At 66.7% G+C, this 16551-nt stretch carries 16 protein-coding genes; 8 read left to right on the top strand and 8 right to left on the bottom strand.

Annotated elements, in window-relative coordinates; genetic code table 11:
• Positions 1-11: 11 nt before the first annotated feature.
• From VO57_016165 to lptD, 6 genes are all read right to left on the bottom strand, one after another.
• On the bottom strand, positions 12-1025 hold the full coding sequence (locus VO57_016165; GenBank protein XBL69647.1) for an arginine N-succinyltransferase: 1014 nt from the start codon (positions 1023-1025) through the stop codon (positions 12-14).
• Positions 1022-2233, bottom strand: coding sequence for a hydrolase (locus tag VO57_016160; GenBank protein ID XBL69646.1), 1212 nt, complete (start codon positions 2231-2233; stop codon positions 1022-1024). The genes VO57_016165 and VO57_016160 overlap by 4 nt, the downstream gene beginning before the upstream one ends.
• 42 nt (positions 2234-2275) lie before the next feature.
• A complete protein-coding gene (rsmA, locus tag VO57_016155; GenBank protein ID XBL69645.1) occupies positions 2276-3100 on the bottom strand; it encodes a 16S rRNA (adenine(1518)-N(6)/adenine(1519)-N(6))-dimethyltransferase RsmA in 825 nt (274 codons plus the stop codon).
• Entirely contained in the window at positions 3097-3984 is an 888-nt protein-coding gene (gene pdxA, locus VO57_016150) for a 4-hydroxythreonine-4-phosphate dehydrogenase PdxA (GenBank protein XBL69644.1), read from the bottom strand. The genes rsmA and pdxA overlap by 4 nt, the downstream gene beginning before the upstream one ends.
• Positions 3985-3988: 4 nt before the next feature.
• Positions 3989-5389, bottom strand: a complete 1401-nt coding sequence (locus VO57_016145; protein XBL69643.1) for a peptidylprolyl isomerase — start codon at positions 5387-5389, stop codon at positions 3989-3991.
• A 139-nt stretch (positions 5390-5528) separates the two neighbouring features.
• Positions 5529-7859, bottom strand: a complete 2331-nt coding sequence (lptD, locus tag VO57_016140; GenBank protein ID XBL69642.1) for an LPS assembly protein LptD — start codon at positions 7857-7859, stop codon at positions 5529-5531.
• A gap of 143 nt (positions 7860-8002) precedes the next feature.
• Here lptD and VO57_016135 point away from each other — a divergent pair, with 143 nt between their 5' ends.
• The 4 genes from VO57_016135 to ndk all read left to right on the top strand — a co-directional run bounded on the left by VO57_016135 (position 8003) and on the right by ndk (position 10600).
• Entirely contained in the window at positions 8003-9463 is a 1461-nt protein-coding gene (locus VO57_016135; protein ID XBL69641.1) for a leucyl aminopeptidase, read from the top strand.
• A gap of 21 nt (positions 9464-9484) precedes the next feature.
• Positions 9485-9637 carry a DUF2256 domain-containing protein gene (locus VO57_016130; protein ID XBL71360.1) on the top strand — a complete coding sequence of 51 codons (153 nt, stop codon included), beginning with the start codon at positions 9485-9487 and terminating at the stop codon, positions 9635-9637.
• The gene (locus VO57_016125) at positions 9634-10080 is read left to right on the top strand and encodes a DNA polymerase III subunit chi (GenBank protein XBL69640.1); all 447 of its coding nucleotides are present in this window, start codon (positions 9634-9636) and stop codon (positions 10078-10080) included. Before VO57_016130 ends, VO57_016125 begins: the two co-directional genes overlap by 4 nt.
• Before the next feature lie 97 nt (positions 10081-10177).
• On the top strand, positions 10178-10600 hold the full coding sequence (gene ndk / locus VO57_016120; protein ID XBL69639.1) for a nucleoside-diphosphate kinase: 423 nt from the start codon (positions 10178-10180) through the stop codon (positions 10598-10600).
• Positions 10601-11337: 737 nt separating this feature from the next.
• Here ndk and purN read toward each other — a convergent pair.
• Positions 11338-12306 (bottom strand): phosphoribosylglycinamide formyltransferase, encoded by a 969-nt coding sequence (gene purN / locus VO57_016115; protein XBL69638.1) that lies wholly within the window; start codon positions 12304-12306, stop codon positions 11338-11340.
• 21 nt (positions 12307-12327) lie between these two features.
• Positions 12328-13425, bottom strand: a complete 1098-nt coding sequence (purM, locus tag VO57_016110) for a phosphoribosylformylglycinamidine cyclo-ligase (protein XBL69637.1) — start codon at positions 13423-13425, stop codon at positions 12328-12330.
• Between the two features lie 72 nt (positions 13426-13497).
• Between purM and VO57_016105 the strand changes: the two genes are divergently transcribed.
• Genes VO57_016105 through VO57_016090 form a run of 4 tightly spaced genes read left to right on the top strand, consistent with a single transcriptional unit; the run spans position 13498 to position 16517 of the window.
• Complete coding sequence (locus tag VO57_016105) at positions 13498-14772, top strand: heavy-metal-associated domain-containing protein (GenBank protein ID XBL69636.1); 1275 nt, start codon at positions 13498-13500, stop codon at positions 14770-14772.
• Positions 14773-14818: 46 nt separating this feature from the next.
• Complete coding sequence (locus tag VO57_016100; GenBank protein XBL69635.1) at positions 14819-15409, top strand: DnaA/Hda family protein; 591 nt, start codon at positions 14819-14821, stop codon at positions 15407-15409.
• A gap of 29 nt (positions 15410-15438) precedes the next feature.
• Positions 15439-16164, top strand: a complete 726-nt coding sequence (gene epsC / locus VO57_016095; protein XBL69634.1) for a serine O-acetyltransferase EpsC — start codon at positions 15439-15441, stop codon at positions 16162-16164.
• The gene (locus VO57_016090; GenBank protein XBL69633.1) at positions 16164-16517 is read left to right on the top strand and encodes a DUF2794 domain-containing protein; all 354 of its coding nucleotides are present in this window, start codon (positions 16164-16166) and stop codon (positions 16515-16517) included. The genes epsC and VO57_016090 overlap by 1 nt, the downstream gene beginning before the upstream one ends.
• Positions 16518-16551 lie beyond the last annotated feature (34 nt).

Genomic DNA, 16551 nt, shown 5'->3' with positions numbered 1-16551 from the left:
GAGTCAGATGGCTATTTGGGCACGCTCCACACGGTATCGCCTTCGCCCACCTGTAAGGTCGCGGCGCCGGCCGCGTCGATCGCGATCGTGTCGCCATCAATGCTGCGCGAGCCATAGCTGCAGCGGAAATCGGTGAGATGGCCGGTAGCGATCAAGGCGCGCTCACCCTTGTCGAGTGCCGTGCTGCCCAGTGTGAGGGGCTTGGCATCCGCTACGCTCACCACATCGTCGGTCCGCGCGAGCATGGTCGGGCCGCCGTCGAAGATGTCGACATAGCCTTCGAAGCGCAGGCCTTCCTTCTCCAGCATCTTCATCGCGGCGCGGCCGGTGGGGTGGGGGAGGCCGATCACCTCGCGTGCATCGTCGTCCAGCATTGCGACATAGACCGGATATTTGGGCATCAGGTCGGCGATGAACTGGTTGCCGTTGATCGCGTTGAAATAGTCGGCCTCCTGGAAGGTCATCCCGAAGAAACGCCCGGCGACCCCGTCCCAGAAAGGCGAGCCGCCGCGATCGTCGATAATGCCGCGCAGTTCGGCCAGCACGCGCTCGGCAAACCGCTGGCGGTGCATCGCGATGAACAGGTAGCGGCTGCGCGCGAGCAGCAGGCCGAGGCCTCCGGCGCGCTCGTTCGGGTGGAGGAATAGCCCGCCGACCTCGCTGCACCCTTCCAGATCGGTGACCAAGTGCAGCATTTCTGCGCGCACCGTGCGGTCCAGCTCTTGGCTGTACTGGGTCAGCGTGTTGAGCCGGTAGGAATAGAACGGCCATTGCTGGCCGACCTGCGTCATCAGCTGGCAGGTGCCGCGCACCGCGCCGGTCTCGGTATTTTCCAGCACCAGCAGGAAGGTCTCGTCGACCAACTCGTGGCCCCTATTGGCGAAGGCCTTGGCCGAGCGTTCCAGCTTGCCGCGCAGCGCATCGCGGTCGGCGGGCAGGTTGGTGAATCCGCCGCCGGTCAGCTTGGCCATTTCGTACAGATGCTCGAGGTCGTCCTCGCGCGAGGGGCGGATTACGAAACTCACAGCACATCCTCCGTTGCCAGTCCGTGCAGGACCATCGCCGCGAGCGCGGCGCGTTCCTTCAGCGAAGGGGCGATCATGAACTCGTCGGGCGAGTGGATCTTGCCGCCACGCACGCCCATCGTATCGACCACCGGCACGCCGGTAGCGGCGATATTATTGCCGTCGCACACGCCACCGGTGGATTTCCAGTCGATCTCCTGCCCCAGCTCGGCGCCGCATTCGCGGACCAGATCGAACAGCGCCTGCGCCTTGCGGTCGACCGGCTTGGGCGGACGCGAGATACCGCCGTGGATCGTGATATCGACCTCCTGGGCCTGCTTCACCTCGCCGATCAGAGCGTGCATTTCCGCCTCAAATCGCTCGGCTGCGGCGGGCTCCTTCGGGCGGATGTTGAAGCGGAGGACGGCATGGTCGGGCACGACGTTGTTCGCCGCGCCGCCATCGATCTTGGCCGGGTTCACGCTGATATCGTCGCGCTGCAATTCCTTGAGCCGCACCGCGAGCGTGGAGGCGGCGACGATCGCGTTACGCCCATCGTGCGGGTTGCGCCCGGCGTGGGCGGACTTACCGGTGACGATCAGGCTGTAATTCCCGCTGCCGCCGCGCGCATGGGCGAGCGTGCCCTCGGGCGTCGCCGCAGGCTCGAAGGTCAGCGCGGCGTATTTGCCCTGCGCCAGGTCCTCGATCAGCGGCGCGGAGGAGAGCGAGCCGGTTTCCTCGTCGGCATTGATCAGCACGTCGTAGCCGACCTGCTGCCATGCCTCGATCTGCTCGAGCGCAGTGAGCGAGGCGAGGATGATCGCGAGGCCTCCCTTCATGTCCGCCGTGCCGGGCCCGTTGAGCACCTCGTCGTCGAGCCAGGTCAGGTCCTGAAACGGGTGATCGGCGGGGAAGACGGTGTCCATATGCCCGGTCAGGATGAACCGCCGCTGCGCCTCCGGACGCACGCGCAACACGAAGTGCTTGCCGTTCTGAACCGCGGTTTCCTTGCCGCTTGCGTCGACCGCCGTCACCGGGGCGGGCTCTTCCAGCGTGATTTCGCCGGGGAGGGCGGAGAACGCCTCGCTCAGTTCCTGAGCCATGCGGGCGAGGCCGTCGAGGTTGGCGGTGCCCGAGTTGATACGTGCCCAGCGCTCGACCTGCGCGAGCATGGCCGCGCCGTCGATAGTGTCGATGGCCTGCTGGAGGGGGCCGGAAAGTCTGTTCATGCCCGGGGGCCTAGCCTGCGCGACGCGGCTGGCCAAGCCCGGTCAGGTGGACAGCGCGCGGGCGAGGACCACGAATTCCCCGACGTCGAGCGTTTCGGCACGCCGCTGCGGGTCGATGCCGAGCGTCTCCAGCGCATCCAGCGCGCCAGGCACGCCCTTCAGGCTCTGGCGCAGCATCTTGCGGCGCTGGCCGAAGGCGGCGGCGGTGACCTGTTCCAGCTTCGCGGCCGAGACGCCATCGGGCATTGCAGCGGGGGTCACATGGACGATCGCGCTCATCACCTTGGGCGGCGGGGTGAAGGCGCTGCGGTGGACCTTCATCGCCAGCTTCGCCGTGCCGCGCCACTGGGCGAGGACCGCGAGGCGTCCGTAGGCAGAGCCGCCCGGCTGCGCGACGATCCGTTGCGCGACCTCCTGCTGGAACATCAGGGTGAGCGATGTCCAGTTGGGTGGCCATGCCTCGCCGCCCATCCAGCGGGTGAACAGCGCGGTGCCGACGTTGTAGGGCAGGTTGGAGAGGATCGCGTAGGGTTCGCCGTCGAAGATGGCGTCGTGGTCGATCTTGAGCGCATCGCCCTCGATCACGGTCAGCTGGCCGGGGAAGGCGTCGCCGAGTTCGGCGAGCGCGGGCAGGCAGCGGCGGTCCATCTCGATCGCGGTGACCTTCGCCCCGGCACGCAGGAGCGCGCGCGTGAGCCCGCCGGGGCCGGGGCCGACTTCGAGCACGTTCCTGCCCGACAGGTCGCCCGGCACCGCCGCGATGCGCGCGAGCAACTGCTCGTCGAACAGGAAATTCTGGCCGAGCGCCTTGGACGCGCTGAGGCCGTGCGCCGCGATCACTTCGCGTAAAGGTGGGAGGTCGGTCATCGGCTCCGCCGCGCAGCAATCTGCCCCGCCATGCGGATCGCCGCGATCATCGCATCGGGTCGAGCGATGCCCTTGCCCGCAATGTCGAACGCGGTGCCGTGGTCGGGCGAGGTGCGCACGATCGGCAGGCCGAGCGTGACGTTGACCCCTTCGTCGAAATCGAGCGCCTTGATCGGGACCAGCGCCTGATCGTGATACATCGCGATCGCCACGTCGTAAGTCCCTCGCTTGTGCGGCGCGAACAGCGTGTCGGCGGGATGCGGGCCGGTGGTGTCGATGCCCTGTTCGCGCAAGGTGGCGATGGCGGGGGCGATTACCTCGATCTCCTCGCGCCCCATGCGGCCATCCTCACCCGCGTGTGGGTTGAGCCCGGCGATCGCGATACGCGGCGCATCGATCCCGTAGTCTGTGCGCAGCGCTGCGGCTACGATCCGGCTGCGCTGCACGATCAGATGTTGCGAGAGACGCGCGGGCACATCGGCCAGCGCGCAATGCACGGTCATCGGGACGGTCTTGAGCGATGGCCCGGCGAGCATCATCACCGCATCCTCCCGCGGCAACCCGCAGGCATCGGCAAGGAATTCGGTCTGGCCGACGAAGTTCGGATCGATCTGGGCAATAGCGGACTTGGCCACCGGGCCGGTCACCAGGGCGCTGCACTCGCCCGAGCGGACCATGGCGACGGCCTGCCCCAGCGCGTCGAGAGCGCATTGGGCCGATGCACGATCGGGCTGGCCGGTGCGCAATGGAGAGCCGGGCTCTCCGACCACCCGCAGCGGGGGCAGGCCAAGCTCGGCTTCGCGCGCCAGGATGTGCGCGACAATCTCCGGCCCGACGCCCGCCGGGTCGCCGATGGTAACGGCCAGCGGGAGCGGCGTGGTCACCTGATCAGTTGTATTCGATGATCGCGTCGTCGCGCAGGTCGCGCAGGAAGCGCTGGGCGCGCTTGCTGATCCGCTCTTCCTCGATCCGGTCCATGATCTGGTCGAAATCGGGTTCGCCATTCACTTCCGGATCGTCGCGGCCGCACAGCAGCAGCACCCTAACACCGTCCTGCATGGAGCCGAAAGGCGGCGTGGTCTGGCCGACCTGCAGGTCCATCAGCGACGCCTGCAGCTGCGGCGGCAGATCGCGCACGGTGATCGAATCATTGTCGACCACGCTCGCGCCGACCGATTCGGCCACCCGGTTCGCATCGCCGCAGCCACGGATCGTGCCGATCGCGTTGGCGAATTCTTCCACCCGTGCGTTGGCGCGATCCTGGCTCGTTCCCTGCGGGAAGGTGATCGCGATCTGCTTGAGGCTGAGCACGGCATCGCGCGGGTCGGCGGTCAGCACCTGTCGCTTGTCGAGCAGCAGCATGATGACATAGCCGCCCGGGATCGGAACGGGGCCGACCAGCTGGCCGGGGGTCATCTTGGTCGCCACCTCGGCCATCTGGCCGGGCAGGGTGCCCAGCCGGACGAAGCCGAGATCGCCGCCGACCGAGGCGGTGGTCGATTCGGAAAACTGCCGGGCATAGGCCTGGAAGCTGCCGCCGGCGCGGATCTGGTCCATGATCTGCTCGGCATTGGCTTCGACGGTCGCGGCGGTTTCGGGCGTTGCCGACAGATAGATCTCGGCGAGGCGGTATTCTTCCTGCCCGCGCGAGGTCTTCAGCCGCTCGATCGTGTCATTGACCTCTTCGGCGGAGACGTTGATGAACGGGGCCACGTTGCGGCGCAGGAGCATCTGCCACGCGATTTCGCCCTGAATCTGACGCTTGAGCGTGGCGGGGGACGAGCCTGCGGCGATCAGGAACTTGTCCATCTGCTGCGGATTGCTGCCGAAATTCTGCTGCGCCAGGATGGCGTAGCGCTGGTTCACCTCTTCGGAAGACACTTCCATGTCCTGCGCGGCGGCGGCCTGGATCTGCAGCGTTTCGTCGATCAGGTTGCGCAGCACCTGCATCCGCAGCGCCTGCAGCTGATCGGCGGGGATTTCCTTGCGCTCCGAAGCGGCGAGGACCAGCGCGACCCGGTGATCAATGTCCGTACCGGTGATGACCGTGCCGTTCACCTTGGCGGTGGCGGTGCGCATGTTCGGGTCCTGGTGGTCGGACCTGACCACCTCGGCGGGGATGCCGAAGGGCCCGTCCGTCGCCGCCTGCTGCGCGGCGGAGGGCTGCGGAGCGCCCTGCTGTGCAGCGTTGCCCGCCTGCTGGGCCTGCGCCGCGATCGGCATCGTCGCCATCGCAAACGCGGCGAACGAGGTGGAGATCTTGCTGATAATGCTGATGCTGTCGGTCACGAAGATAGCCTGTTGGTCGCTGGTGCGGGCGATGGGTTCCCGCCGGAGGAGCGCATTCGCGCGATCTGGCTGAACCATTGCTGAGTATTCTGCGGAGGCAGCCTCTAGCGCGTTCGCGCGGCTGTGCCAATCGTGGCGCTCATCCGCCGAAGCCGAGGTTGAGCAGGCGGAAGGTGAGCTCGAACGTATTGCCGCGCAGTGCGTCACCTTGGGTGGCGTAATCGCGCCGCCAGGTGAGCCCCAGATCGATGCAGTCGTCCTGGTATGCGATCCCGATCCGGGTGCGGATCGGGTCGAACCCGTCGGCCTGCAGAGTCGGGTCTTCGTCGCGGTTGGTCATGTTGACCACCGCCGAACCGAACAGCGACCAGTAGCGGGCGAAGGCCACGCGGCCCGCTGCGCGCAGCTCTTCGCGATCGCCCAGATCCTCGTTGATATTGGGGATGTTCCGGTCGAGCCTGAGATAGCCGATCTCGGCATAGGTTCGCCGCGATCCGATGGTCGCATCCACCTCGGTCCGGCGCGGGGTGAAGTCGTCCTTGTCCAGCCGGAAGCGGTAGGTGAAGGAGACGAAATCCTTGTAGCGCACGCGCGCCCGGCCGACGAAGTCGGAGAACCTGTCCGACAGGCCGGTCCCGTCGGGGAAGATGATCGGCTTGTCGTCGAGCCGGTAGGACTGGCCGAAATTGGCGGTCACCTGCCAGTCCGGCTTGGTGAATTGCCAGTCGACCCCGTAGGTCACCCGCGCGCCGTCTTCGAACCGGTCGTCCCCCGGGAAGCGGTTGAGCGAGAACAGGTTCACGTCTTCCAGATCGATCGAGCGCGAATCCTCGTTGGGGATCGCGGCGTTGCGGATGGGCGGGGTGCCGACCACCTGAATCCGCGGAGTCAGCACCTGGGTGCCGCCGAAAATCGGGCCCACCAGCGGCCACGACACGTCGATCGCGGCGAGCCCGATCGCGCGGCCCTGCCACCCTTCGCGCCCGCGATAGCTGGCAACCGTGGTCGCCGCCGAATTGTTGGTGTTGTAGATGTCGCCGCGCGCCAGCGCGGTCAGTTCGACCACCTGGCCGAGGCCGGTCACCCGGCGCAGGTTCCACTGCGCGGAGGCGAAGCCGCGCTGGGTATCCTGCCCGTCCTCGCGCAAGATGCCCAGCGTATTGCCGCGCAGCGTCACCGTGCCGCCCAGCAGCGGCTCCGAAATCCGGCGGCGGTAATCGATCAGCGGCAGCGCGACCGGCACCTCGCCCTGCGGCTGGTTGAGGCGCAGGGTCTGCGTGGCGAAGCCCGCGACCACGAAATAGCTGTTGGCATCGATCCGCTCCAGCTCGCCCACGGTGCGCAGCCGGTCGTCGCGGCTGATGTCGTAGCGGCGCAGGAAGGTGCGGTCGCTCGCGCGGCGGACGGAGCCAGTGAAGCTCCAGTTCTCGTCGAACTGGTAGCGTCCGTTGGCGGCGAAGTAGCCGCGAAAATCCTCGTCGGTCTGGGACAGGCCGGTGTTGAGGTCGATTCGCCGGCTGACCGTGGCATAGCCGGTCGCCTGGAACGCGCCCTTGTCCGACAGCGCGCGATAGGTCGCGCGCGCCATCGGAGCGGCATCGGTGAACACGTGCGCAGCCAGTTCAAGATCGCGGTTTTCAGCGAGCCGCCAGTAATAGCTGCCGCTGACCTCCACCCCGTTGGAACGCGAGATGCGCAGGCTGGGGACAAGGAAGCCCGATTGCGGTCCGCCGTCGGTGCGCAGCTCCAGCGTGGGCAGTGGCAGGATGCGCGCGCCGAACAGCGAGAAATAGCCCTTTTCGAACCGCACGGTGTTGGCGTCGGGATTGTAGACGACGCGTTCTGCGGTGATCTTCCAGCTCGGGCGCTTCGGGCAGCCATCCTCGCCCACCACCGGGCAGCCCGAATAGGCCGCTCTGGTCAGCGCGATGCGCCCGTCGCCCGCGCGCTCGCCGCGTTCCGCTGCAAGCCGTCCGCCTTCGCGCAGCACCAGCAACAGGTCTTCCAGCGCGCCCGCCTCGAAGGTGTCGGTCAGTTCCAGCTGCTCGGCATAGAGCTGGTTGCCGTCGCCATCGACGTAACGCACGCCGCCGCTGGCATCGATCCGCCCCGCCGGGCGATCCCACCGGACCTCGTCGGCGCGCACCGAACGCTCGCCCTCGCGCAGCAGCACGTTGCCGCGCGCGATCACCGTGTCAGCCTGCGAATCATATTCCAGACTATCCGCCTCGAACCCGATCTCGCGCGGGGTGCCGGGCGGCTGGTCGCCTTCGATATAGTCGGACACCGCCTCTTCGACCGAGCCCTCCTCGTCCGCCTGCTGGCCGCTCTGCGGCTCGCTTTGCGGCGCATCCTGGGCGTGCGCGAGGCTGGGCCACGCGATCGTCGCCATCACCGCCAATGCGGCACCACTTAGCAGGCAGGCGCGGCCACCAAAGGCAGGCGACGCGGAACGATCGGTCAGGCGCATGCCTTGCCTATTGCACCGAGCCTGCCTAATCGCAATCGCACTTGCGGCAGCGCGCGCAGGCGCGGCTCTTTAGTGGCCCGCGCGACACGGGGGAGGTAGTTCCCCGCGCCGCCGGCCGAGATCATCCAAGGGACCCCCACCATATGCAAATCACCTTCGCCGACAGCCTTCCCTCCGATGCCGTCCTGATCGCCTCGGTCGCGAACAAGGACAGCCTGCCCGACGGGACTGAACCCGCACTGGCCGAAGGGGCCAAGCGGTCGCGGTTCAAGGGATCGGCAGGTCAGGTGGTCGACGGTTTCGTGGAACGCGATGGCAAGGTGCTGCGGGTCGCGCTCGCGGGTGCGGGCGATCCCAAGGCGAAGGACCGCCGCGCCAATCTGGAAAAGGCGGGCGGCGCGCTGGCGGCGAAGTTCCTGACCTCGGGCGAAAGCACGATCGCGCTCGACCTGACCGGCGCGGGCCTTTCCGCGGAAGACGCCGCCGCAGTGCTGCTGGGCCTGCGGCTGCGCGCGTGGCGGTGGGACGAATATCGCACCACGCAGAAGGATGCGGAGAAGGTTTCGCTAAAGAGTGCGGTCATCGTCGGCGCGCCCGACGGTATCGAAGCGGCATGGGCCCGCGAGAGCGCGCTGGCCGAAGGCGTCGAGTTCACCAAGGAACTGGTCACCCTGCCCGCCAACGTCCTCTATCCCGAAAGCTTCGTCGAACGCTGCCGCAAGGCGCTCGAAGGTACGGGGATCGAGATCATCGTGCTCGACGATGCGCAGATGGAAAAGCTCGGCATGGGTGCGCTGCTCGGCGTCGGGCAGGGCTCCGAACGCCCCTCGCGCATTCTCGCGATGCGCTGGAACGGCGGCGATGCGGGCACCAAGCCCACGCTGCTGGTCGGCAAGGGCGTGACCTTCGATTCCGGCGGCATTTCGATCAAGCCGGGTGCGGGCATGGAAGACATGAAGTGGGACATGGGCGGCGCAGGTGCTGTCGCAGGGACCATGGTCGCGCTGGCCAAGCGCAAGGCGAAGGCGAACGTCGTGGGCGTGTGCGGGCTGGTCGAGAACATGCCCGACGGCAAGGCGCAGCGCCCCGGCGACGTCGTGAAGACGATGAGCGGGCAGACCGTCGAAGTCATCAACACCGACGCCGAAGGGCGGCTGGTGCTGTGCGATGCGCTGCACTGGGCGCAGAACGAGTTCGATCCCGCTGCGGTGATCGACCTCGCCACGCTGACCGGCGCGATGCTGATCGCGCTGGGTAACGAGCAGGCGGGCCTGTTCTCCAACGACGATACGCTGGCGGGCAACCTGTCCACCGCAGGCGCGACCAGCGGCGACAAGGTGTGGCGGATGCCGATCGGCCCGGCTTACGACAAGCTGATCGATTCGCCGATCGCGGACATGAAGAACGTCGGCCCGCGCGAAGCAGGCTCGATCACCGCCGCGCAGTTCCTCAAGCGGTTCATCAAGGACGGGATGCCCTGGGCGCACCTCGACATTGCCGGGATGGCCTGGTCGAACAAGCCGGGCGCAACCTACGGCAAGGGCGCGACCGGTTACGGCGTGCGCCTGCTCGACCAGTATGTCCGCGACGTGATCGAGGGCTAGGCGAGAACCCGCGTGCCCAAGATGCGCAAGAAGGGCGACCTGCCGAGCAAGATCTGCGCGGCCTGCGGGTTGCCCTTCGCCTGGCGGAAGAAGTGGGAGCGGGACTGGGACGCCGTGAAATATTGTTCGGAGCGGTGCCGCCGCACGGCCAAATCTGCTGGCGCGGGCTCGTGAAGGTCGATTTCTGGCTCCTCTCCCGCGATCCGGCGGAACGCGTGGTCGCGATGATTGCCGAGCGTGTGCTGGCCGATGGCGGGCGCGCGCTGGTGGTCAGCGGCGATGCGGCGCAGCGCGAATCGGTCTCGCGCACCTTGTGGGAGGCGCGGCCCGAGGCCTTCCTCGCCAATGGGCAGGCGGGCGGGGCGCATGATGCGGACCAGCCGATCCTGATCGGCGAGGCGTGCGTGTCCACCAACGCGGCAACCGCCTGCATCCTCGCCGATGGCCACTGGCGAGCCGAAGCGCTGGCAGGCGAAACTTTCGAGCGTGTGTTCCTGCTGTTCGACGACGAACAGCGCGACGCCGCGCGCACCGCCTGGCGCGAGGTGAGCGCGACCGACGGCCTCGAACGCAGCTTCTTCGAACAGAAGGACGGGCGCTGGGTTAAGGTCGCCTGACGTCCGCAGCAGCCCGCGCGGACTTGCCGTTGGCGTGGAAGCTGCTAGGGGCGCGCGCGACAAAATTCTCCCCCTACAATTCGCAAGGAATAAGACCATGGCGGTTACCCGCACCTTTTCGATCATCAAGCCCGACGCCACCCGCCGCAACCTGACCGGCGCGGTCACCAAGATGCTGGAAGAAGCCGGCCTGCGCGTCGTCGCCTCCAAGCGCATCCAGATGAGCGAAGACCAAGCGAAGAAGTTCTACGAAGTCCACGCAGAGCGCCCCTTCTACGGTGAACTCGTCGCCTTCATGACCAGCGGCCCGGTGGTCGTGCAGGTGCTCGAAGGCGAAGACGCCGTGAAGCGCAACCGCGACGTGATGGGCGCGACCAACCCGGCCGACGCCGAAGAAGGCACGATCCGCAAGGCCTTCGCCGAATCGATCGAAGCCAACTCGGTGCACGGCTCGGACAGCGACGAAAACGCCGCAACCGAAATCGCGTTCTTCTTCAGCGATGACGAGATTGTCGGCTGATATGGTCAGTTCGGCGAGGGCTTTCACCTAGAGCTAGCCCTCGCTGGACTATCCTCGTTCTGGCCAGCCCAACCTAACTCTGCTCGTGAAAGCACCGGACGTTGACCTGTGTGCGAGAGCTGCTTCCGACGGTGCTCGCGGTGAGATTCTCCCATACCGAGCAGGGCTGTTGCTGCGCAGCCGGATTACCTCCGTATCTAGACACTTCACAGCGAGTTCAATCTGCCGACCCCGCCGAGCCACCTGGTTCGCGTGATTCTGGAGTGCGCCCAAGTTAATCGGAACAAACTCTCTCGGGCTTTTCCGCTTTGTCCGTAAGTATCCAAACTCGGACTTTACAACTTGCAGGTCTCCAGAATCCAAATTTGACGGTCGGAATGGTTCGCCCCCATCACTGTAAAGCATGATCTGCACTCCATCGGCATAGGTTGTGCGATGGACGAAATGAGAGTGAATATACTTGTTGCGCTGGCCCCAAAGGCCCTCGATCTTCTCGAGGAGTCTGGCGATAACTGCCGCATCACGATCATTCTCGATCGAATATTCTGCCACTGCGGAAATTATGCCGAGCCGTTGGCTGAAGTTGCTAATTGCAAAATACGCAGCCTCTCCAGAATGATCGACCCTTAGGAATCGACCGAGCAACTCTGCGAGTCCGTTCTCTAGCGCGCTCCATCGCACAGAAATGAGACCAATTTTCTCAACGTGATCGGGCGCGAGCTCTAGTGGGCTATGCATCAAAACTCCTCCGCCGCATCCATCAGTTTGGTCAGTCGCTTGGGTGCGACGCTTCGCCAAGAGCGCTCCAGCCAGTGCTGCACCTGGTCCCAGTCGCAGTCCGGGCGGTTGAGCGCGATGCCGACCCAGCCGCTGGCGTGGTAATAGGCGGGGCGGAAGAACACTTCGGGGTCGCGCTCGACCAGATCGGCGAGCTCGTCCTGCCCGCTGGTCTTGGCGAGTAGCGCGATCTGGTGCGCGCCGTGGTGGCGATCCGCGAAGTGGGCGAAGAACTTGCCGCTCTTGCCGGCGATCTTGAACCCGGGTGAGCCGTGGCTGGTTGCCGCCTCCGCTTCGGGCAGCTCCATCGCCAGCTTGCGCACACGTCCCAGTAGCCAGTCCGGATCATAGGCGCGTGAGACATAGTCGCCCAGCACGCGCGGGTAGAGCTGGTGCTCTGCGATCCGCACGCGGTGGGCGAGCGTTTCGGGCGTGTCGCCGCCGATCACCGCGACCTCCGCCTGGCCCAGCACTTCGCCCCCATCCAGTTCGGTGGTGACGAGGTGCACCGATGCACCCGCAAGCTCGTCGCCAGCCTCCAGCGCGCGGGCATGGGGATCGAGCCCCTTGTACTTGGGCAGCAGCGAGGGGTGGATGTTGAGCATCCGGCCTTCCCACCGCTCCACGATGGCATCGTCCAGCACGCGCATATATCCGGCCAGCGCGACATATTCCGCGCCGCTTTTGCGAATCGCTGCATCCATCGTGGCATCGTGCTCGGCGCGCTTCATGCCCTTGTGGGAGAGGGCGAAGGTGGCAATGCCCTCCGCCTCGGCCAGCGCCAGACCGCCCGCGTGGGGATCATTGCTGGCGACCAGCACGATCTCGAACGGTGCGCCCTGCCTGCTGGCATAGAGCAGCGCGGCCATGTTGGTGCCTTCGCCCGAGATCAGCACCGCGACCTTGGCGCGCGAGGGATTAGCGCTCATGACGTTTAGCGCCCCTCGGCCTTAGTGATCGTGCCGGGCGACCCAGTCGCTCTGCGCCGACCATAGCCCGGCGGTGCCGTCGACATCGCAGCCGCGCGTGCCCGCGACCACCTCGCCGATGGTGAAGACGGTTTCGCCCGCTTCGACGAGTCGCTCGGTCACCGCGTCGGCGTGTTGCCCGGCCACCATCAGCACCATGCCGATGCCGCAATTGAAGGTACGCGCCAGTTCCTCGGGCTCGATATTGCCCTGCGACTGGAGGAACGCCATCAGCCGCGGCTGCGGCCAGCGCTGCGCGTGGACCTTCGCCCGGATGCCGTCGGGCAGCGCGCGCGGGATATTTTCCAGCAGGCCGCCGCCGGTAATGTGTGCCAGTCCGTCGATCAGGCCGTCGCGGATCAGCGGCAGCAGGCTGCCGACATAGATCCGCGTCGGCTCCATCAGGTGATCGACCAGCAGCCTGTCCTGATCGAACAGGGCAGGGCGGTCCATCTTCCAGCCCTTGTCCTCCGCCAGCCGCCGGACCAGCGAGAAGCCGTTCGAATGCACACCCGAACTGGCGAGGCCGATCAGCACATGGCCCGGTGCGATTCTCTCGCCGGTCAGCTGTGCCCCACGCTCGACCGCGCCGACGCAGAAGCCGGCAAGGTCATAGTCGCCGGGTGCATACATGCCGGGCATTTCGGCGGTCTCGCCGCCGATCAGTGCGCAGCCGGCCTGCTTACAGCCCTCCGCGATGCCCGCGATCACGCGCTCCGCAACGCCGCTTTCCAGCTTGCCGGTCGCGAAATAGTCGAGGAAGAACAGCGGCTCCGCGCCCTGCACGATCAGGTCGTTGACGCACATTGCGACCAGATCGATGCCGACGGAATCATGCCGGTCGTGATCGATCGCCAGCTTCAGCTTGGTGCCGACGCCGTCGTTCGCGGCGACCAGCAAGGGGTCCTTGAACCCGGCTGCCTTGGGATCGAAGAACGCGCCGAATCCGCCGAGTTCTGCATCGGCGCCGGGCCGCGCGGTTGCGCGTACCAGCGGGCCGATCGCCTTGACCAGCGCGTTGCCTGCCGCGATCGATACTCCGGCACCTTCGTAGGTGTAGCTTTTTTCTGGGTCGGTCATTGCGGCCCCGTCTTACGCTTTCGCGCTTGGAAATCCATCGCCACTTGGGCAAAAGGCCCACGAGTTTCCCCGATGACCCTTCCGGCTTCCCCTTTCGCGCGCATCGCCCTTGTCTGTCTCGCCCTCGCTGGCGTGGGTGCCGCGCTGTATGGCGGGTGGGCGAACGCGCAGGTCGAGGGCGACCGCGGGATCGCGCCGCTGATGGTCAGCACCGACATCAATGTCGGCGGGATCGAGGTCAACATAACCGCCGACGATCCCGAGGAAGCGCGCCAGAAGGGCTGGCAGGAAGCGCAGCGCAAGGCGTGGGAAAAGCTGGGCGGGCCCGACATTTCCGATAGCCAGCTGCAGGGCCTCGTCTCCGCGATCGTGATCCAGCACGAGGAAACCGGGCCGAAGCGCTATGTCGCCACGCTGGGCGTGACCTTCGATCGCCAGCGTGCGGCGGGCTATCTCGGGCGTTCGGGCGAGACGCAGCGCTCCGCGCCGATCCTGCTGCTGCCGGTGACGGTCAGCGCGGGGACCGAGCTGATGTACGAACAGGCCAATCCGTGGCAGCGCGCCTGGGCCGAGTATCAGCCGGGCGCGAGCCGGGTCGATTATGTGCGGCCCGCAGGCCAGGCGGGCGAATCGCTGTTGCTGACCTACGGCCAGACCGGTCGCCGCAGCCGCAACTGGTGGGCGACCATTCTCGACCAGTTTGGCGCGGCCGACGTCCTCGTGCCGATCGCGCAGCTGCATTATATCTATCCCGGCGGTCCGGTCGAAGGGCGTTTCGTGGCGCGCCACGGCCCCGACGACGAATATCTCGGCAGCTTCTCCCTGCGCGCGAGCTCGCCGCGCGAATTGCCCGCGATGCTGAGCCGTGCGGTCGAGCGGTTCGATGAGATGTTCGTCAAGGCGCTGGCCGATGGCACGATTCGCCCGGACAAGACGCTGGGCCGCAGCAGCGGGATGATGGACCGCGACATTGCCCGCCTGATCGAACAGAGCCGCGCGATCCTGGCCCAGGCGGAAGCCGCGCGCACTCGCGCCGCGACCGAGGAAGAGAACGTCGCCGATGCCAATGCCGCGCAGGCCGATGCGGCGGCGGGCGGCGACGCGCCGAGCATCATCAACCTGTTCATCAATTTCCCGACCCCCGATGCGGCAAGCTTCGAAGCGGGCCTGAACACCGTGCGCGGGACGCCGGGCGTGCGCGGAGCCTCGATCGGCAGCGCCGCGATCGGCGGCACCTCGGTGCTGAGCGTGACCTACGAGGGCACGATCGAAGAGCTGGTCGGCGCGCTGGCGCAGCGCGGCTACAACGTGCAGCGCGCGGGCAATTCGCTCAACATCAGTCGCTAGTCGGGGCCGTTAGGTGTCGCGCCCCTCTTCCCAGTTCGCGCTCCCCTTGCCTCCGGCGCAAGAGGGCGACCCGGCCAGCATCGTGATCGGCTCCGCCAATCTGGCGGTGGTCGAGGCACTGCGCGAGCCGGAGCGCTGGCCGTTCCGGACCGCGATTTTGCGAGGCGAGTCGCGCTCGGGCAAATCGCTGCTGGGCCGCTGGTTCGCCCATGCCGGGCTGGGCGAGACGATCGATCCGGCCGACGCGATGGAGGAAACCGCGCTGTTCCACCGCTGGAACCGCGCGCAGGAAGAGGGCACCGCGCTGCTGCTGATCCCCGAAAAGGCCCCGTGGGAGATCGCACTGCCAGACCTCAGATCGCGGCTGGGCGCGGCTCTGGCGCTTGAAATCGGCCAGCCCGACGACGACATGATGCGGGATCTGATCGTCAGCCATGCGGCGCGCCGCGGGCTGATGCTGGGTGAAGACGCGCTGACCTATGTGGTTCCGCGCATGACCCGCAGCTTTGCCGCTGCAGAAAGGTTCGTTGCGGTGCTGGACCGTCTCGCTTTGGAACGACAGGCCCGCCCGACGCGTAACCTGTGCCGCGATGCGCTCGAAACCCTATATGGTCCCGATCAGGGCCGCTTGCTTTAGTCGGGGAACGGTGAAATGTTGAAAGCACGATGCTCGTGGGTCTGATCGACTATCTCGACTCCGTTAAGAAGCGGGACCCCGCGCCACGGTCGCGGTGGGAAGTGCTGCTCTATCCGGGCGTGCTCGCGCTGGGGCTGCACCGGGTCGCGCACTGGCTGTTCGAAGCCAAGCTCTATTTCCTCGCCCGGCTGGTAAACCATTTCTCGCGCTTCCTGACCGCGATCGACATCCATCCGGGCGCGACGATCGGGAAATACTTCTTCATCGACCATGGCTTTACCGTGATCGGCGAGACCGCCGAGATCGGCGACTGGGTGACGATCTACCAATGCGTGACGCTGGGCGGGACCAACCCGACCAACGGGCAGCCAGGCAAGCGGCATCCGACGATCAGCGATTACGCGATCATCGGATCGGGCGCGCAGGTGATCGGCCCGATCACGGTCGGCCAGCGCGCACGGATCGGCGCCAATGCGGTCGTCACCGACGATGTGCCAGAGGGCGCGACGATGATCGGGATGAAGGCGCGATCGACCCTTGTGCCTGCCGAGGAATGGCTGCGCGAATTCATCCCCTACGGCACACCGTGCGACGAACCGTGCGAAGACCAGTCGACGGTCGGCAAGCGGCGTGCGGACGCGATGGAGGCGGAACTCGCCGCTCTGCGTGCCGAGCTTGAGGCGCTGAAGGCGGATCGCGCCGCCCCCGGGGCGCCGGAGCGCGACCCCATGCGGCGCAGCGGATCGGGTAGCTGATGGCGGCCGGTCCCGGCGGCACCGTACTCGCTTTCCCCGGCGCGAAACCGAGCCAGGTGGGCTTTGCGCGCGAGGAGCTGATGCGCATCCTCGATCTGTACGGCCGGATGGTCGCGGCGGGCGAATGGCGCGATTACGCGATGGATTTCGGGCGCGATGCGGCCAGCTTCGCCGCCTTCCGCCGCGCTGCCGAACGCCCGCAGGCGCGCGTGGAAAAGCGCCCTTCCTTGCGTAACAAGCAGGGCATGTGGACCTTGTTCGGCGAACACGGCCAGATCCTCAAGCGCGGGCATGAACTGGCCGGCGTCCTCGCCCCGCTCGAACGGCGGCTGGTCAAGGCGATCGAGGACTAGGCGTAGAAAAGGCCCGCCATCCACGAGGATGACG

The sequence above is a fragment of the Citromicrobium bathyomarinum genome (assembly GCA_001306305.2).
GTDB classification, from domain to species: domain Bacteria; phylum Pseudomonadota; class Alphaproteobacteria; order Sphingomonadales; family Sphingomonadaceae; genus Alteriqipengyuania; species Alteriqipengyuania bathyomarina.
Note: the sequence above shows the minus strand (reverse complement) of the source record. Positions and strands in the feature narration are given on the sequence as shown.